Raw genomic sequence first — 17288 nt, forward strand, 5'->3', positions numbered from 1 at the left:
ATCAAACTCAGGTGATGACCACCCGTGTGTCCAGGACATAACTCTCACCAAAGCGACCCTACAAACCCACCTTTCCCGGCTGGTTTTTTTTTCAGCAAAGGATGCTCGGACTGTTCTGAAACTTGTTCTAAAAAAAGTAGGTATTGAAAATAGCTCTCAAATCCATACCCAATATAAGTTTGACCGTTAGAACAAAACCTCTAGAATGCCGCGACAAAACCTCTAGAATGCCGCGACAAAACCTCTAGAATGCCGCGACAACTCATTTCTGAAACTCTTGCCACGTAAAGTTTTCAGCCTTTAGAACAACTCTTATTAGTCTGATAAGACTAATGCACCACAAAATCCCGTGTCGGATGGTCTGGCAGGATTTAAAAAATAGTCGCGCACCCTTTCTGATCTTTTAGCGGGGCGGTAAGTCTAAACACTGCTGGAGTTAGTACAACTGCATCGCTACAAAAAGGCGATCGCAAAAGTACAAGACCTTAAAACCGCCTCGCCTTAGCAAAGTTTGCCGACAGTTCAAGCGACGGCGCTATGAATCTAATTCCAGCGCAACTACCACGCCTGGTTGTTGCAGCCTGCCCAAAATCCTGCTGAGTGCAGCGGCTGCATTCGCGCTCAATACCCTGCGGTCAAATTCACAACAACCGCTGTGGCACACCTTGCGACTGTCACAGCCACAATTCCTGACATTTACGCTCATTTTTACCCCGGAGAAAAAAATGGTTGTAGCTACAACTACCTGGCACAAGCCACCACTCGCTAGACACGCAGCAGTTTACGAAGCCCTAGCCGACATACTAGAAGGAGCTACTCCCAGCGCCCTAAAACTCGCCCTCTACCTGTACAGAACCTGCATCGGTGGCAAACCAGAGGAAATCGACATCAACTGCATCCCCTTGGGCGAAAAACGAGCCACCCCAGTCCGCAACGGCAAGCCCTACAGCCCCAACACCAGGCGGGCAGCCCTCAGACAACTCGAAAAACTTGGCTTGGTCAAAATCCTTAAAAACTATGGGCGTGGCATTTTCCGCATAGCAGTACAGCACCTGGGCGACGTTCGCCCCTTCACTCATACCCACTCAAAATTCCAAAAACTGAGCAACCCATCAAAAAATCAACGTCAACAGTCAAAAATTGAGCAAACAGAGGGTTCAAACCCTTATGGTGCCGTACTCTTTACAGAGGATAAAAAAGAGCAACAAAGCACCAAAAATGCTGCTGTTTTTTTAAGGTTTTTTGAAGAAAGAGAAAATTTAGCCAAGACAGATGTAAAACTAAAAAATGTAGAACCAAAACTTGCTACTCAAGTCCAGACCAAAGACAGTCAGTTAAATGAAAATTCACAACAAAAACTAGAAATTCTGGCTGAGGACAAATATTCCGCCCCGACCGCTGAATATCTGAATACTAATTCAGATAAAATTCAAGCGATCGATGATGCGACAATACCTTGCAGTTCAGAACAAACAGGTTTAACGTCTGAACCCCCGCAAAAACTACCCACAAAACTCGACAGCCTCCACCATCAAAGAATCTCTGGCGCCGAACCAACAATAACCAACAAAGCTGTCCGGTTAAATCTCGAAACATCTTCGTTCGTTAATCCTCAAGTCGCTAAAATTGTCGAAACAGTTGTAATTGCCAATTTCAAAGCAACTGAAATTGCCGAAGTAATTGCAATTGCCAACCCTGATGTAACTGAAATTGCCGAAGCAGTTGCGATTGCTAACTCCGAAGCAACTGAAATTGTCGAAGTGGTTGCAATTGCCAATCATGAAGCGGTTGTAATTGCCAATCCTGATGTAACTGAAATTATCGAAGTGGTTGCAATTGTCAATTCCGAAACGACTGAAATTGCCGACCCTAATGCAATTCCTAACTCTGAAGCGGTTGCAATTACCAACCCCGATGCGACTGAGATTGTCGAGATAGTTATGCAAACCACACGAGGGATGAATCCCGAATTGAGAGTTTGCGTCCTCCAGTACAACTTAGAGGAAATCCAAGCAGCCATAAACCTGCTGCAAATCAGAAGCCAAACAAAGCAAATATCTAACCCTTCAGGATGGATCGTTGACTGTTTGCGCGGTCGTTGGTGGGAAAAAACTAACGGTTTTCAAAACTCTAACCCAACAAATGTTGTGTCATCTCCAGCTTCAACAGGCTCTTCTCCAACTCCAAAAAATTCTCCTTCTGCACAGACAACAAGAATAACTGAGGATTATATTGACCCTCAGTATATGCCATTAAAAACTCATAGAAAGTTATGCGAACAGTTCCAGGAACTAGGCGAAGAAGCTTTCGCAGCGGTAGGTATTCAGCAGCAAATTTACTTGCAGTGGATGCAGCGATTTCCTCAGCACGTAAAACAAATTTTCAACAAATTATCTACTACTTAGCTATTTAGCTTAGCTGTGAAAACAGTGATTATTTAATCCATGTGGACAGCATCTAATCCTTTAGACAACTTTGAAAACAGTTCAAGTAACAACAATCTCAAAGGAGAATACCAGATATGGCAGTCAGTTTTTTTGACAAAATTATGCCGAGCAACATTGATGCAGAGGAAGCAGTTTTAGGCGGAATTCTGATTGACCCAATCGCCATTAAAAGAATCGCAAATATCCTGCGTCCCGAAGCATTGGCAATTACAGTCCATCAACATATTTATCGGGCCGCTTTAGCGCTGCACTCTAAGGAGCAGCCCACAGATTTGATGAACATCACCACCTTCCTCGACGACCACAACCTGCTGGAAGTAGTAGGGGGTCAAACCAAACTGGTAATGCTGGTAGACCGAACTGTTTCAGCCGTCAACATCGACCAATATGCTTTGCTAGTCGTGGACAAGTTTGTCCGGCGCGAACTCATCAAAGTTGGCAATGACATCGTACAGCTTGGCTACGAGACTTCCACCGAATTGGATGCGATACTAAATAAAGCCGAGGAAAAGATTTTTGTCCTCAATAAGTACAAAGAAGAGCGGCAAAAAGCTATGAGGCCTCTTTCGGAATACTGCCACGAACTTTGGCGATATCTAGATGAAATTGAGGAACAGCGCTTGGAGACTGCTAACTACTGTCCTGGAATCAGCACGGGGTTTTATGACCTCGACGACCTCTTGGGAGGGGGATTTTACCGAGGCGAATTGATTGTCATAGGAGGTCGCCCCGGCAGCGGCAAAACAGCTTTGGCTTGCGCGCTTGGGTACAACATTGCTTCCCTCCCCAGGAACGGTCGGGTTTTGATGTTTTCGATGGAAATGCCGGGTCGGGACTTGGCAGCGCGGTTAATGGCACTTGAGAGTGGGGTGTCGGTGAAAGATATCAGGCAAGTTAACCTAGCTGGTAAGTACGAAGTGCTAGCTTCGGCTTTGGGGAAAATTAGCGATGCTGATTTTTGGATAGACGAAAGTTTGGAACCGTCTCCCTTGGAGATTCGTTCCAGAGTTAGGGAGTTTGTTTGTGAGCGCGGCCCATTGGGTTTGGTAATTGTTGATTACTTGCAATTGATGGTGAATTCGGCGGATGAAAATGTTGTCAATAAAATTAGCGAAATTACGCGGCAGATGAAGATTTTGGCTCGCGAGGTTGACGCGCCGGTTGTGCTGCTTTCTCAGCTCAATCGGGGGGTAGAGACTCGCACGAACAAGCGTCCAAGTTTATCAGATTTGCGTGGCTCTGGTGGAATTGAACAGGATGCGGATGTTGTGCTTGGAGTTTACAGGGACGATTATTACAATCCTGATTCTCCTGATGGGGGAACGGCTGAAATTATTGGATTGAAAGGACGGAATAGCGGAACGGGAACGGTTAAGTTGCTGTTTGATGCTGAATGCTGTCGGTTTCGGAATATCTATAAACTCCGGTAATATTAAAGGACAGACAGGAAAATATTGAACTCTGTCGCCTCACTTCAAAAGCCCAATCGCCTTGACAAGCTGTTCCGGCTGTACCTCCAAATAGCGCTGGAGACTCGACAAATTTTTGTGTCCCGAAATCTCCATAATCACCCGCAGCGGCACCCCCGCATTGCTCAAATTAGTCAGCGCCGTCCGCCGCATCGAATGTGTTGAAGCCCCCTTAATTCTTACCCGCTTGCAAGCTTCTTTAAAAATCACATCCGATGCGGCGCGAGTCAAAGGCTTCGTATTGTCTCGCCCCGGAAACAAAAAACCCACATCTGGATTGTAAGCCTTTAAATACTTACTTCCCGCTTATTGCTATTCAACTGACTCGAATTCTCGGGAAAGTTGATAATCGGCAAGGTGGCGATCGCGTCGATGAGGTCTCTGAAGGTAACAGGTTTTTGGGCGTTCATAACACCGCGCTACCAAGAAAATTATTAGTAACTAATCTAATTATACTATTGTTTGATTCTACCTGCAACCTTTTTTGCGGGCTGGTTATATTCTGAAGAACAAGTCATCAATATTCTCCAATAGTTCTTCTACTTCCCGGTGTGGTTCGATTTGGAGACGTTTGTCGATCATCGCACCTCGCTGACGAAAGCAACTACACCTTTACTATACCAGTCTGCTGCAACCGGACTTGACATCAACGCGATTGGGCGGTATCTCAAAAAACTGATAGCCTAGCCAGAGTTGGGCTTTGAGAATAGTTCGTCAAATATAGATTCCAATTGATTGATTTAAGGAAATATCGCGCTGCAATTTCTTTATCAAGAAATTGGCCTAAAAACCTATCAAAACAAATCTGTTGCAGTCGATGCACAGTTAAAAACTCATGTCAATCTCAAAAGGAAAGCGAGATTTGATTTCGACCCTGCCACTAAAACAGTTGAAGGATATGCCGCCTGCAACTGAGTTGCCTGCAAATTTTGCCAAAATTCATCCCCCGCGCTTTGAGTGTGGCGAGATGGTGCGCTGGGCCGATGTTGGCGAAGAAGCCGATTGGGGAATAGTTATTGGCAATTTTTACAACTACGAACCGCGCCGTTGCTGTTGGATGTGGTGCTACATAATTTGGTTGGCTCCTGATTCCAAGAGTGCAGCTTGGTGTCAATTTGATACGGCGTGGGAGGAAGATTTAGAGAGGTGTGAGGATGAAAAACCCGCATACTTTGACAGATAGAGAACGCAATTTGATTGCAGTTTACAGCCAATGCCAATTGGGCATGACGCCGAAACAGTTTTATGTCAAGTGGGGCGTAAGTTACGAGCAAATTGCCTCCATTTGTTCCCGCTCTGATTCGACGGTACAGGGTTGGTTTAAACGCGGGAAAAATCGAAGATTTCCTACTGCTGTTGATTTGCGCCATTTGGCAGTAATGGATTTTCTGCTGGAACATTTTGAGGAGATTCCCGACATACTGGCGAACTTGCTGTGTCCGCATTCCGAAGATAAGAAGGTGCGTTAGAAAAGAATTTGAGCGGTTGAAAGCACAAACCTAATTAATTGTCAAGGTCAGCGTGACCTGTCTTGAAGAATATTCTCTCAACTAGCGTAATGGCAAGCAAGGAAAAAAGAACGCAACCTATTACTGTCGCTGGTGAGGTTAAAATGACTTATTTTGAGAGATTGCATCCGTGGTGCATCATTAAGCTGCTTCCTAATTGTCAGCGTATTGTTGTGGCGCGATTTCGCAGCAGGAGGGATGCAGACGATCATTTTCGGGTTTTGCAACGGTTTGTCAAAGAATTCACATTTGTGATTGTTTTTGACATTCCACCAAAGCCTACTTTGCCTAAAGAATAACGACGCAGCTCTGTTTGAAATCGAATTAATCGAGATACCTGCGTTAGATTAATATCAGGAATTACCCACAGACTCTATCCGTAGGTGCACTTGGCGCACGTTACCGCTATGAGTAGTGTGTTAAGCCAATTTTTGTGTAAGTCCTGAATATATCGGCTTTCCCGCAAATTCTCCCAGTTTATAGAAGCAACTGATAACTGGGAGAATTTTTTATCAATTAGGTGCTATTAACTGGATAGATTGTCAAAGGCAGGCTTGTCAAAGTGTACTAAGTGTATAGCTTGTTATTCTAGTCTTGATTAACGCGACAAGGCGATCGCATTTTGTACCGATCACTCTAATTATATGAGTAAATATACTCACACTAATAGCTGTGCGATCGTAAATGTGGGTGATACCAGTATAGCTGGCGATCGCAACAGAGTCTCCCCTCTAACAACAGCTAAGTCATTTCCGGCAATGCAAGAAGCATTTGTTGAGGAAATCTCTAAATTAAAAGCTATTCCCTAGCGGGAGAAGTTGAGGGATAACCAACTTCTTGCTGTTATGAACGCTAACAAGTCTATTATAAACCCCCACAAGACCTTTCCTGAATCAGCTAGCCAGCACTTCCCTCAAGCCAAAGAAGTAGTTGCAGTAATTTTTCCTTTCCTCATTCCCGCACCTGCTGAAGAACATCCCTTCAGGTTAAATGATATCGTTAAAACTGGTAACCAATACGGTACTGTTACTTCTCTAAATCAAACTGAAAAACCTGTGACAATTACTTGGGACGCAAGTTCGGGCGAAAAGGCATTTTTTTGGACTTATAGCCTTGATGAAATCCGCGCCCTTAAAATCTCCATCGTGCCTCACTTTATCCCTAAAAAGACTGCTGGAGAACTTCCAAATTGCACAACCATCGTACTCGCTAATTCCCAACAGGTACAATTCAGCAATGCAACTCCTTTCAAAGTAGAATCGCTGAGCGAACACCACATTCTCATCTGGGCTCTCGACCAATTGTATCACTTTCCCATCAACCTGTTTCCCGGCTACCCGACAATTTGTACCATAGATATCCCGACACCCCAGCAATTAAAAGCCGCCAGCTATTTATCTGTTACCGATATCATAATCAGAGCTAAAACGCATTTAGCTCTCGAAGTACCCGACAACTTTTTAGAATTCGCTATGCCAATCTACAAACAGCAGTTAAAAGAAAAAATAGCTCAACAATTGAGCGAAGAAAATTACCAACTTCTCGACTTTGACATAGCTTGGGAAGAAGCCTGGAAGCAGCAGTTAGAAAACCTAACAAAGAAACAAGGCTTCTACGGATTTAGAGAGGGAGATTGCATTTTACAGCACCGAGAAGGATTTCAACGAATGGGGAGAGTCCAACACTTGAACGTTGAAGAGCCACGTCCATTTCACATCCAGTGGAACAGCGGAGAACTCCTAAGTTACAGCTTGAGAGAACTCAAAGGTTTGGGTATTGCCCGCATCAAACCTATTGTTAAATTATCGCCCAATGTGGCTTATCAAATTAGCGAAGACGGCTCCTACTTTACAGCTTGGATTGGGTTTCGTACTAAAGCGTTAGCTAAAGCGTGGCTAATACCTGTCAAAAAGCTAATCGGCCACCTTAGCAATTTAATTGATTGCCAAATTTCGGAACTTCAACATACGGGTTATAAATACGAGTATGCTGTAGAATGTCCCCGACATAAAACATTAAACAGGCGTTTAGAAGCTCTCGCCAAAGTTGCTGAACTTGATTTAGAAAGGACGCCATTTACGAGATGAGTGGGAAGTAGCGAGCACTCCGTAGGGTGTAAACGGTGCTTTTTTGCTGGGACAAAATACAGAAAAATTTCCTATTTGTCTTAAAATTTTTATAACAGGACTTACGAATTGTAAGGGCAACATAAGGGTTTGGGATTTGGAGTTTACTTGCATAGTCCTGGACGCATAAATACCAAAGAAACTGGTTTTTTAACTCCTATTAAAGACTCAAATGCAGTATTTTCCTAAAAAAAAACGGTTTTCGCGTAACGTAACTCCTATTGCAGAACGCAGTGAAAGCCAACACTTGTGAATGACAAAAAATCATTCTCGCTGCGTAAATCATGAGCGATTAAGAGGGATTATCGGACTACTTAATAAGCGTCCATTCCCCTCTCCCCTCAAGGGTAGGTTTTTTACAATTCAGAAATTGAGGGCAAGCAAGAGGCAAGTTTTAAAGGCATAACAAGTCGAAATCCGGGCTTTTTCGCTTATCCCTCTCTCCCTCTCTCCCTCTCTCCCTTGCCCGGAATCTAAAAAACCTACTCTTGAAAGACTTCCCCGTCAAGCTAACGCTTAATCAGAGATTGATAAAATTAGTAATGGACATTAACTAATGATTCAAGCCTTACTCGAACAACCCCAAAAACTTACACAATTTCCCTTCACGCTCAAACCGCAACAGCAGCAAGCCCTTGACAAATTGAGAACATTTCTAACCACTACCGAGTCATTCTTCTTGCTGTGCGGCTATGCAGGAACTGGAAAATCCACAATCGTTTTTCAAATTATCCAAGAACTCTTGAGTCAAAGCAAACGCATTGCCCTCACAGCACCTACTAACAAAGCAGTCGGCATCCTCAGAAAAATGGCAGCGTCTCAAGGCATTTTCGGAGTTGATTTTATGACAATACACCAACTTTTAGGATTAGGCATGGTCAGAAAAGAACAAGAAAAAGCTTTGTCACAGACAAGTTCCAGCAGCCTTCACCTCTACGATATCATCTTCCTCGACGAATGTTCGATGGTCGGAAGCGAATTGTGGAAATGGATAGAACGCAATTTTGAACGCACATTCTTCAATCACCGCAAGCTAATTTTAATGGGCGACCCCGCTCAACTCAATCCTGTAGGAGAAAAAAAGTCGCCTGCTTTCAGCATTACCAATAAAGCTGTACTGACCCAAGTTGTCAGGCAAGCAGGGGAAAGCCCTGTACTCGATTTCATAACAGAATGCCGCTCTTTTGTCAATAGCAAAGCCGACATATTTTTGCCGCATTCCAAATACAAGAAAGGAGACAAGTCAAACGGTGCATTCAAAGTTAAATCAGAAACGCTGCTACAATATGCCGTCAAAACGATCGATCGAGAATTTAGTCAAAATCCCGATCGTTTCAGAATTCTGTGCTGGACTAACAAACGAGTCAGATACTACAATCAGCTTATCAGAGAACAAGTCTACGGTCAAGCTGCACCCCAATTTGTACCGGGAGAAAGGCTAATTACCAAAAAACCCGTCATGGCACCTGACGGCAAAACCGTAATTTTGCCGACTTCAACGGAATTTACCGTCAAGGAAGTTGAGATTAACCAGCACTGCGGCTACCGAGTTTGGCTGCTAAAAATTGTGACTGATGACGGTTTATTTCGGCAAATCTTTGTCCTGCACGAGTCTGAAAATAAGCGTTACCAGGCTGAACTTAAAGAAAAGCTCAAGAGTGCTAAACGCAATGGATTTCTTTGGAGGAAATATTACTGGTTCAAAGATGACTTGTTTGCTGAAATTGACAATTGCTTTGCTCTGACTATTCACAATTCGCAAGGCAGCACTTTTGATGAAGTTGGTATTGACGGAAGCGACCTTTTCAGCAGATTGTTAATCGGCAAAGATTTGAGCAGTCAACAGAAACTTAAAGAGTACCATCGACTTTATTATGTCGGTGCAAGTCGCTGCCGATATCGGATATTATTTGTTGCCCCCAATGACTTGTACTCAAACAATAAAGTTCTCAACCAAGAGGTAAAGTTCTCAACCAAGAGGTAAAGTTCTCAACCAAGAGGTAAAGTCCTCAACTCTAGCAGAAGGAAGAAGCAGTAATAGCAATGATTACAGCGATTAGGAATGCGATGCAATGAGCCCTTCGACGTAGTTTATCCTGAGCGTAGTGAAGGACTCAGGATAAACTACGTCGAAGTGTCCTAACCATCTTGGCGGTTGCTATAACAGGTAAAGTCCTTAACTAACAGGCACATACTTTTGTAGAAAACAGTCGGTAACGCTCAACTTTTAGAAAGCTTTTCCATCGGGACTTACGTTGCATTCCTTCTATTTTTACACTATTTGTAGTAGTAAGATGTGCCATTGAATCATTTAGGATTGCTATATTCTCTTTCCTATTTTCCTTCCCCTTTCCCTTATCTTTCCCCTTTCTCACTCCCCTTTCTGAGGCATCATAACAAGTGCTGCTACCGCAGCGGCCAATCGCACCCCTGACACCAGGCTAATTATGGCAAAATCTCGACTAACAGGAACACCGCCTAAAGAGGAAAATTTGGAGAGAACAGTTAAGAAAAAACGCTCGACTGCCACAGCACATAATTCTGCCAAAACTGTGAAGAAATCAGTCAAACCAACAACTGAAACTGACTCGGTTTGCGAACCCTTAACAATCTCTCCACAAAAAGTAGAAGCTTCGCAAACTTGCACAAATTTTGCAGCACTTCCAGCAGTCGATGCTCCTTCTCTAGAAACATTGCCAAATGAGGTAATTTTGCCTTCTTTTTCCCCTCTCCCATCACCTATTGAAGTTGCCTGCGATTCAAGAGAATTCAACGATTACGTGCAAGCTCTGAAAGGCATCATTCCCAGCAATAGCAGCCATCCCATTTTGTCCAATATTTTGATAGAAGCTGATGCTGAAACTCAACATTTGCACCTGACTGCTTACAATTTAGAATTTGGAATGCAAGTGAGCTTTGGTGCGAATGTCAATCAATCTGGAAAGCTTACCCTCCCCGCACCCATACTTGCTGACATTTTGGGAAAATTTCCTAACGGCAGCCTTACCTTAAAGAGTTCTTCTGAAATTATTAAAGGAAGCGACGTTCCATCAGTCAGTGCCACTCTGAGTGCGTCAAGAAGCAAGCACGCCATTCGTGGGCTAGCTGCGGACGAATTTCCGGCTATCCCCAGCGTTCAACAGAAACTTGTAACGCTTCCTGCTAGCGTGTTAATTTCTGTCCTCAAAGCTAGCTTATTTGCTGTTAGTTCCGAGGAAAATAAACGCATTTTAACTGGAGGTAATTTTCAACTCAGCCGCGACGCAGACAGAGGCCTCGATAAACTGAGAGTTTGGACGACAGACGGGCATCGGGTAGCAATGGTTTTAGGATTGAACGAAAGCAGCAATTCCCACCTTTTGAGCAGTCAAATAATTAATTTTACTGTCCCTGCTAAGGTACTCCGGTTATTGGAGCGTTCTTTGAATTCTGCTGACAAAGTTACGATTTACTATGAAGGTTTGCCAGAGCAACCTAGTAATTTTGTCGCATTCGAGTGGAATAATTGGCGGTTGACAACGAAGTTGCTAGAAGGGCAATATCCGGTTTGCGACCAAATTATCGCTCCCTACCGCCCTGAATTTAGCCATCAAGTGGTGGTTGAGAGGCTGAGCTTTTTAAAAGCCTTAGAGAGGTTAGCTTCTCACAGCGACAAGTCTCACCTAACAGCTATTTTAGAATTCGATTTAGATGCCCAACAAGTGCGAGCATCACTCAACAATACTCTCAGTTCAGGAACTGAAACAGTTGATGCTAAACTCTGGGGCTGTGAGTTTTGTCTCAAGTGCGACATCCGCTATTTGATTGATACAGCTAAAGCGATTTCCAGCTCTGATTTGCGGGTGTTAATGGCAACTCCTACCGCTCCCCTACTGATTGCACCGTTTGGAACGCCTGCGTCGGGTACAGAGGCTTTAGAGTGCGAATATATTGTCGCTCCGCAAGAATAGTTGAAAGGTGGGGAGGGGCATCTAAATTTAATGCCCTCTCCTGCAACAAATCGGAGCCTATTGCTGTATAAATTAGGAGGGTTTAAGGGTTTTTTTGCAAGAGTACATTGTCGAAAAAAAACCACATATTTTTTACTATTTATTTTTGTGATTTAAGCAAAATATTTGCTAGTAAATTAGTGAGTTTGAATGTTTCTCTCCATTCGTTTAAATAAGCTCGCGACAGCCGACAATTTGGCATCTTTAAAACTCCCAACACCGCAAGTAAGCGGGGTGTAAATTGCCCCTGTTTTGCGATCGGGAATCAGTTTCCACTTGCTCAAACTTTTTGCTTGCGATTTTTCCTTCATGCCGCAATACGGTTCAGTTAATTTTTTTTTGTCCGAAGAGAGCTTTGGGCGAAGCATAAGCCCTTCGGGCAGGCACGCGCCTTCGCAGTATCTATTTTTCACAGTGTTTTGTCTCCATGAGTGTCTTATCCCAAGCGTATTGCTTCATGCCGTGCTTTTTTGCTGTATCTCAGCAGCAGATGGTTTAGCAATTTTTCCTTGCGGTAGTGTGTTCGGCGCGCCAGCGTCAACAACTGAGCCAGGACTTACGCAAAAAATACTTGGTAACACTATTGGTAGCGGTAAAATGCACAATTTTTATACTACAGATAGAGCTTATGCGTAAGTCCTATGAGTTTAACTTCAGGCACGGCTCACGGCTCCCCTATCGGGGAATAGTTACCAGAAGTATTCTAACGACTCAAAATGTACCAACCACTGCACCTCAAATACCGCCCCAAAAACCTACAAGAATTAGTGGGTCAAGACACCATCAAAACAACCTTGACCAATGCCATCACCTCCGACAAAATTGCTCAAGCTTACCTGTTTACTGGCCCCAGAGGAACAGGCAAAACCTCAACCGCTCGCATCCTTGCTAAATCCCTCAATTGTTTGAATAGCAAAAAGCAAACCGCCACTCCTTGCGGAGAATGTTCAAGCTGCAAAACCATTGACTCCTGTTCAAGCTTAGACGTAACTGAAATCGATGCTGCTTCACATAATGGCGTGGATGATGCCAGAGAATTAATACAACACAGCAACTTTGCGCCAGCGATGAGCCCTTACCGCATCTGGATTTTAGACGAGTGCCACCAACTCAGTACCAGCGCTCAAAATGCTCTCCTCAAATGCCTTGAAGAACCTCCGGCTCATGTGGTGTTTATTCTCTGTACGACTGAAGCACATAAAGTCCTGCCGACAATTATCTCCCGCTGCCAAACTTTTAACTTCCGAGCCTTGTCAGTTGATGCTATTGTCGGACAATTGCACAAAATTAGCTCCACTGAATCTATTGAGATCGCAAGTGAGGCCATGCGGGCGATCGCTCGCACCTGTGACGGGGGGTTAAGAGATGCCCTGCAATTACTTTCTCAGCTTTCACTGCTAAACTCAGAGATTACCCTAACTCAAGTTGCAGAAGTATCTGGCAGTATCAGCGAGCAAGAGTCGATCGCCCTTCTTAAAGCCATTCATTCTGGCGATACCTTAAGCGTACTGCAATCTTCGAGAACGCTCATTGACAGCGGCAAAACCCCCAAACTTATTCTCAGTAGCTTGCTAGCAGCAATGAGAGATTTGCTCATTGTCAAATCAACGCGCCACTGCCAGAATTTAATTGCAGGGCCAGTAGGCTATTCACAACTGCGATCGATCGCTAGCACTCTTGATTTTGAAACAATTGATGCGGCTTGTGTACAATTGCAGAAATCAGAATTTCAATTGAGAACTAGCACCAATGCGGCTACCTGGTTAGAAGTCTGCCTGCTGAACTTGATGCTGTCAAGCAAACCCGCTGCCCCCGAAACGCGGTTGTCGGCAACTTCCCAATCTAATCAGCCTGACAAATTTGATAAAACCCCTCAAAAAATAGAGGCAGATTCTCCTGACTTTGAGACAACTTGGGCGCAAGTAGTAGCAGCAGCGAAACCAGGCAATCGTAGCCTCTTAAACCGCGCTCAAATTGCCGAACTTTCTGCTGATTCATGTGTGTTAGCAGTAGAAAGAAAATACGCGAACAAGTTTCAGAGTCACCTTGAATCCGTGCAGCGGATCGTTACTAAAGCTTTAGGCCGCTCTGTTACTGTAACTGTCAAACAACAGGAAGAGTTAGCAGCATGATTAGCATCCTAATTGGGAATGATACCTACGCAATTGAACGAGAAGTTGAAAAGTTTAAGACTCAAACTCATCCTCTCTGGCGAGATTTCAACATCCACCGCTTGGATGCTTCTTCCCTGGATGCAGCCCTCTCTGCTGCTGCTTCAGTTCCTTTCGGCGGTGGAAACAAACTTATTGTCGTTGAAAATTGCGATTTCAAGCAATTTGGAGAAATGGGGCTAGAATTGCTGCAAATTTTGCCCCAATTACCCGCTACAACGCACTTAGTCTTCACTGCTGCTGTTATCGACAAACGACTCAAGGTAGTCAAGCATTTGTTGCAGTTTGGTAACCTCAAGGAGTTTACTCTCATTCCTCCTTGGCGTACTGATTTGATTGAAAGTGCGATCGCTGTTACTGCTAAACAAAAAAATCTCTCAATTGCCAGAGATGCTGTCAGTTATCTAGCGGTAGCGATTGGTAACGATTCTGCTAGAAGAGTTAGTGAACTGGAGAAATTAGCCATTTATGCTGCGGGCGATCGCATTACCAAAGAATCTGCTAAAATCCTCGTTCCAGCTACCACAGCCAACTGTTTTCAACTGGCAGAAGCTCTTTTAAAAGGTCAAGCAGTGGCAGCAATTAAGGTGCTTGATGAATTGCTATCTCGGGCAGAGTTTCCTTTAGCAATTATTGCCACTCTCCAAACTCAGTTTAAAACTTGGCTGTGGGTAAAAGCTACTATCAATTCCGACCAACAACGTTCTGATAGCGAAATTGCTAGTATGTGCGGAATTAGTAACCCCAAACGGCTGTATTTCCTTAAGCAGGAGGTTAAGGAAGTATCTGCGAACTTCTTAAGTCGATCGCTCTCCATTTTGTTTGATTTAGAAATTGCTCTCAAAACAGGAGATAAGCCTGACTCGATGTTGCCTGCTTTCCTCAGAATCACTCACCTTAAATAACAGGAAAGCGCTGCCGAGTTAATTCGGCAGCCTTTCATTAACCGCTTTGATCGGTATTTTAGCGAGAATTAATCACGCGCTAACCACCAAATTAATGCTCCAACAGCGATTACTGGTGCTGCAATTGCAACGGCGGGTGCGATCGCGACTGACATTGCGGTTCCTGTTGCTGTAGCCACAGTAGTGATACCAACACCACCAGTGGTAGTAGCAATCCCAGTAGCAGTTGCACCAGTAGCGGTGGCTAATTTGGCGGCAATTAAGGCACCGCCGGCAGTAGTGGCTAAACCATTATTGTTCATAATTGAAAAACTCCTTTGAAGTTGAAGGTAATAAGGCGATCTAAAAGGAAAATTATCCCTTGATAATTCTGCCTTTCTGCTAATTGACTTTGCTAACTTTTGCGATATCCGACTTTTTCCCATTTCTCGGATTATCTATTGTGCGCCAGGAATCGTCATTGAAATCGATTAGGACTTCTTGACCTACATCTACCCCAAGACTGTCGGGATACCACACAATATAACGATTACCACTCTTGGCTTGAACCAGCATTTTATAGTTGGGATACTCAAGCCCAAAAGTCTGTAGAACCTTAAACGACTCCGTTCTCATTCAAAACTCTCCTGTTGTCAAATATATCGTTGTTAATTGCTAAGTAGCTACCGAAATTGAGACAAATGATTTCCAAATATTCGGCAGCTACTTTGGTTTTTGCGCGTGTGAAAATCTCCCACACACGCTATTTGTTATTCATCTTGGGAAGCAGCCCACCAAATTAGTCCGCCGATTGCCACAACTGGAATAGCCACTACTGCAATAGCTGCGAGGGTAGAACCCATCGTGGCAGCCGGAACAACATTGGAAGCCAAAAATCCAGTAGCCAGCCCGTTGCCTAAGTTAGAAAAATCGTGCTTGTGTGGCGCGTGGTAGTGGTAGTGAGGAACGTGATAATGGGGAAGGTGATGTGATAGTTTTAGGCTTTCTGATTTTTCGCGTGTCATATTTTCTCCTGACTTAGTTCAGTGTTTTTGAAGTTTTATAGTCTAGCGGAGTTGTTATCCTCCACACTTTTCACTTTATCAAATCCAAGAATAATGACTAAATAATTCAACCAATAAGTCTGAAACCCTTGATTTATATGCTGGCTGCTCAATTAATTGAATTCATCTATTCAATCATTGATATATTTTTTTGATAGCTGTATGTTTTAGTTATTGTTACTTGGACAAATCAATGAATAACAATCTAATGCCACCGGTTCACAACGATCCGCACACCCAAGCTTACCAATTAGCTTTTATGGCACCTATCAAAATTGGTGGGATGATCGGAACCGCGATCGCTGGCCCGGCTGGGGCTCCAATTGGTTATGCTTTAGGTGCGATCGTCGGTATTGGTGCAGTTTGGAACATGGGAAAGCATCGGCACTAGAATCTGAACCTTATAAGTAAGCTAAGATTCTTACGCCTGGTGATTTGCCCGGTATGTCACATCACACTTAATCCTTGTTTGCGATTATACTAAAATTGGTGTGACGTACCATTAACATCATTAGGTGTCGTGTAATCTGCCATAAACCAGAGCGAAAAATTAAGGAGTTCGATCGCTATGTCCGATTTTGCCTCCGATTTTGCAAAAGCTTTCAGAGAATTTTACAAAAGTAAAAATTTTGAGTCAGCTTACGATCTAGCTAAAATAAGTCATCTTAGCAAATCCTACTTCAGTAAAATGACGAAACAAACGATCCTGAATCCAAATTAGACAACTATAAAAAAGTTAGCCACTGCTTTTTCTAAAAGAAATGAAACAGACAAAGAAAATGAAAGGAAAGAAATTGAAATGTTTTTTGATAAATGGAGAGACATCTCAGATATGGAACATCAAAAATTTTCCCAGTCAATTCAGTCTTGGAATTTGAATCTTGAGGTAACGATCGATGATTTATCAGATTTTCAAGAAAATCTCTTACCTGAGATCATGGCTAAACTTGAAAACGTGGGCAAAGGCATGATTATTGTTAAATACGTTAAAAAGGGAAGTATTATCATAGGCTTAGAAAGTTCTGATGAATCCTATCAAAACATTTTAAGCTGTTATCAACGAGGAGAATTAAGTGAGTTGTTGGGTTCTACGATTTCAGATTTACAACCTCAAGTAAATCTCAATCAATGGTTTGACAATGCTTTTACCGCAGGTTGGCAAACTGCAACAGAATTATTAAATCCCCAACAGTTGCAAGCTACCGCACGGACTCAAAAACTTGAACGGGGAAAATTAATTGATTTGCGCGCAGATTTGTTGAGTCATTCTGTCGTGTTGCTGGTTAATTTAACCCGCGATAATGATGATTCCTCTTCTATAGAAATAACTTTGCGGGTTTATCCAACTGGCGATGATGTCTATTTACCTCCTAGTTTAAAGCTGCTGGTTTTAAGTGAAGACAATGAAGTGTTTGAAGAAGTGACAGCTAGAAGTGCTGATGTTTTCATGCGATGTCAATTTGAAGGGGAAGTAGGAGAAGAATTTTCAGTACAATTAGTTTTAGGGGATGTGGTAGTAACAGAAGATTTTGTCATTTAATCCAGATAGCTGTTAGGCATTTTTTACAATTTGTAAAGCTAGATACCCCTTGTATTATGAATGTGGTATAATTTTCCTTGAAAAATATGA

At 43.2% G+C, this 17288-nt stretch carries 19 protein-coding genes; 13 read left to right on the forward strand and 6 right to left on the reverse strand.

What is annotated here, in order from left to right; genetic code table 11:
• Positions 1-725 precede the first annotated feature (725 nt).
• Together AAFP11_RS14045 and dnaB are read left to right on the forward strand one after the other, a co-directional pair.
• Positions 726-2405 carry a hypothetical protein gene (locus tag AAFP11_RS14045; RefSeq protein ID WP_341737623.1) on the forward strand — a complete coding sequence of 560 codons (1680 nt, stop codon included), beginning with the start codon at positions 726-728 and terminating at the stop codon, positions 2403-2405.
• Between the two features lie 116 nt (positions 2406-2521).
• Positions 2522-3877, forward strand: coding sequence for a replicative DNA helicase (gene dnaB / locus AAFP11_RS14050; protein ID WP_341737624.1), 1356 nt, complete (start codon positions 2522-2524; stop codon positions 3875-3877).
• A 39-nt stretch (positions 3878-3916) separates the two neighbouring features.
• Here the strand turns inward: dnaB and AAFP11_RS14055 are convergent, their stop codons facing one another.
• Complete coding sequence (locus AAFP11_RS14055; RefSeq protein WP_341737625.1) at positions 3917-4186, reverse strand: tyrosine-type recombinase/integrase; 270 nt, start codon at positions 4184-4186, stop codon at positions 3917-3919.
• A gap of 17 nt (positions 4187-4203) precedes the next feature.
• A complete protein-coding gene (locus AAFP11_RS14060; protein WP_341737626.1) occupies positions 4204-4326 on the reverse strand; it encodes a hypothetical protein in 123 nt (40 codons plus the stop codon).
• A gap of 425 nt (positions 4327-4751) precedes the next feature.
• On the opposite strand from AAFP11_RS14060, the gene AAFP11_RS14065 reads away from it, so the two are divergent.
• From AAFP11_RS14065 to dnaN, 7 genes are all read left to right on the forward strand, one after another.
• The gene (locus AAFP11_RS14065; protein ID WP_341737627.1) at positions 4752-5099 is read left to right on the forward strand and encodes a hypothetical protein; all 348 of its coding nucleotides are present in this window, start codon (positions 4752-4754) and stop codon (positions 5097-5099) included.
• Positions 5071-5385 (forward strand): helix-turn-helix domain-containing protein, encoded by a 315-nt coding sequence (locus AAFP11_RS14070; protein ID WP_341737628.1) that lies wholly within the window; start codon positions 5071-5073, stop codon positions 5383-5385. The genes AAFP11_RS14065 and AAFP11_RS14070 overlap by 29 nt, the downstream gene beginning before the upstream one ends.
• 143 nt (positions 5386-5528) lie before the next feature.
• Positions 5529-5723, forward strand: a complete 195-nt coding sequence (locus tag AAFP11_RS14075) for a hypothetical protein (RefSeq protein ID WP_106331284.1) — start codon at positions 5529-5531, stop codon at positions 5721-5723.
• Between the two features lie 345 nt (positions 5724-6068).
• Positions 6069-6233 (forward strand): hypothetical protein, encoded by a 165-nt coding sequence (locus AAFP11_RS14080; protein WP_333265957.1) that lies wholly within the window; start codon positions 6069-6071, stop codon positions 6231-6233.
• Positions 6234-6269: 36 nt separating this feature from the next.
• A complete protein-coding gene (locus AAFP11_RS14085; RefSeq protein ID WP_341737629.1) occupies positions 6270-7511 on the forward strand; it encodes a hypothetical protein in 1242 nt (413 codons plus the stop codon).
• A gap of 595 nt (positions 7512-8106) precedes the next feature.
• The gene (locus AAFP11_RS14090; protein WP_341737630.1) at positions 8107-9534 is read left to right on the forward strand and encodes an AAA family ATPase; all 1428 of its coding nucleotides are present in this window, start codon (positions 8107-8109) and stop codon (positions 9532-9534) included.
• Between the two features lie 463 nt (positions 9535-9997).
• A complete protein-coding gene (gene dnaN, locus AAFP11_RS14095; RefSeq protein ID WP_341737631.1) occupies positions 9998-11500 on the forward strand; it encodes a DNA polymerase III subunit beta in 1503 nt (500 codons plus the stop codon).
• Between the two features lie 176 nt (positions 11501-11676).
• Here dnaN and AAFP11_RS14100 read toward each other — a convergent pair whose 3' ends face one another.
• Positions 11677-11952, reverse strand: a complete 276-nt coding sequence (locus tag AAFP11_RS14100; protein ID WP_341737632.1) for a hypothetical protein — start codon at positions 11950-11952, stop codon at positions 11677-11679.
• A 303-nt stretch (positions 11953-12255) separates the two neighbouring features.
• On the opposite strand from AAFP11_RS14100, the gene dnaX reads away from it, so the two are divergent.
• Positions 12256-13671, forward strand: coding sequence for a DNA polymerase III subunit gamma/tau (gene dnaX / locus AAFP11_RS14105; RefSeq protein WP_341737633.1), 1416 nt, complete (start codon positions 12256-12258; stop codon positions 13669-13671).
• Positions 13668-14615 (forward strand): DNA polymerase III subunit delta, encoded by a 948-nt coding sequence (gene holA / locus AAFP11_RS14110; protein WP_341737634.1) that lies wholly within the window; start codon positions 13668-13670, stop codon positions 14613-14615. The genes dnaX and holA overlap by 4 nt, the downstream gene beginning before the upstream one ends.
• Positions 14616-14683: 68 nt before the next feature.
• On the opposite strand, the gene AAFP11_RS14115 is transcribed toward holA, so the two are convergent.
• The 3 genes from AAFP11_RS14115 to AAFP11_RS14125 all read right to left on the reverse strand — a co-directional run bounded on the left by AAFP11_RS14115 (position 14684) and on the right by AAFP11_RS14125 (position 15619).
• On the reverse strand, positions 14684-14917 hold the full coding sequence (locus AAFP11_RS14115; protein WP_341737635.1) for a hypothetical protein: 234 nt from the start codon (positions 14915-14917) through the stop codon (positions 14684-14686).
• A 79-nt stretch (positions 14918-14996) separates the two neighbouring features.
• Positions 14997-15230 (reverse strand): hypothetical protein, encoded by a 234-nt coding sequence (locus AAFP11_RS14120; protein WP_341737636.1) that lies wholly within the window; start codon positions 15228-15230, stop codon positions 14997-14999.
• A 134-nt stretch (positions 15231-15364) separates the two neighbouring features.
• Complete coding sequence (locus AAFP11_RS14125; RefSeq protein ID WP_341737637.1) at positions 15365-15619, reverse strand: hypothetical protein; 255 nt, start codon at positions 15617-15619, stop codon at positions 15365-15367.
• A 232-nt stretch (positions 15620-15851) separates the two neighbouring features.
• Here AAFP11_RS14125 and AAFP11_RS14130 point away from each other — a divergent pair, with 232 nt between their 5' ends.
• Complete coding sequence (locus AAFP11_RS14130; protein WP_341737638.1) at positions 15852-16049, forward strand: hypothetical protein; 198 nt, start codon at positions 15852-15854, stop codon at positions 16047-16049.
• Between the two features lie 408 nt (positions 16050-16457).
• Positions 16458-17198, forward strand: coding sequence for a DUF1822 family protein (locus AAFP11_RS14135; protein WP_341737639.1), 741 nt, complete (start codon positions 16458-16460; stop codon positions 17196-17198).
• The last annotated feature ends 90 nt before the right edge of the window (positions 17199-17288 follow it).

The organism is Microcoleus sp. CAWBG640 (assembly GCF_020883015.1).
GTDB lineage: Bacteria > Cyanobacteriota > Cyanobacteriia > Cyanobacteriales > Microcoleaceae > Microcoleus > Microcoleus anatoxicus.

Coding starts and splice junctions, on each gene's coding strand:
- AAFP11_RS14085 (WP_341737629.1), top strand. CDS start 6,270: ATGAACGCTAACAAGTCTATTATAAACCCCCACAAGACCTTTCCTGAA.
- AAFP11_RS14075 (WP_106331284.1), top strand. CDS start 5,529: ATGACTTATTTTGAGAGATTGCATCCGTGGTGCATCATTAAGCTGCTT.
- AAFP11_RS14045 (WP_341737623.1), top strand. CDS start 726: ATGGTTGTAGCTACAACTACCTGGCACAAGCCACCACTCGCTAGACAC.
- AAFP11_RS14090 (WP_341737630.1), top strand. CDS start 8,107: ATGATTCAAGCCTTACTCGAACAACCCCAAAAACTTACACAATTTCCC.
- holA (WP_341737634.1), top strand. CDS start 13,668: ATGATTAGCATCCTAATTGGGAATGATACCTACGCAATTGAACGAGAA.
- dnaB (WP_341737624.1), top strand. CDS start 2,522: ATGGCAGTCAGTTTTTTTGACAAAATTATGCCGAGCAACATTGATGCA.
- AAFP11_RS14125 (WP_341737637.1), bottom strand. CDS start 15,619: ATGACACGCGAAAAATCAGAAAGCCTAAAACTATCACATCACCTTCCC.
- AAFP11_RS14130 (WP_341737638.1), top strand. CDS start 15,852: ATGAATAACAATCTAATGCCACCGGTTCACAACGATCCGCACACCCAA.
- AAFP11_RS14060 (WP_341737626.1), bottom strand. CDS start 4,326: ATGAACGCCCAAAAACCTGTTACCTTCAGAGACCTCATCGACGCGATC.
- AAFP11_RS14080 (WP_333265957.1), top strand. CDS start 6,069: ATGAGTAAATATACTCACACTAATAGCTGTGCGATCGTAAATGTGGGT.
- AAFP11_RS14115 (WP_341737635.1), bottom strand. CDS start 14,917: ATGAACAATAATGGTTTAGCCACTACTGCCGGCGGTGCCTTAATTGCC.
- dnaX (WP_341737633.1), top strand. CDS start 12,256: ATGTACCAACCACTGCACCTCAAATACCGCCCCAAAAACCTACAAGAA.
- AAFP11_RS14120 (WP_341737636.1), bottom strand. CDS start 15,230: ATGAGAACGGAGTCGTTTAAGGTTCTACAGACTTTTGGGCTTGAGTAT.
- AAFP11_RS14135 (WP_341737639.1), top strand. CDS start 16,458: ATGTTTTTTGATAAATGGAGAGACATCTCAGATATGGAACATCAAAAA.
- AAFP11_RS14070 (WP_341737628.1), top strand. CDS start 5,071: ATGAAAAACCCGCATACTTTGACAGATAGAGAACGCAATTTGATTGCA.
- dnaN (WP_341737631.1), top strand. CDS start 9,998: ATGGCAAAATCTCGACTAACAGGAACACCGCCTAAAGAGGAAAATTTG.
- AAFP11_RS14065 (WP_341737627.1), top strand. CDS start 4,752: ATGTCAATCTCAAAAGGAAAGCGAGATTTGATTTCGACCCTGCCACTA.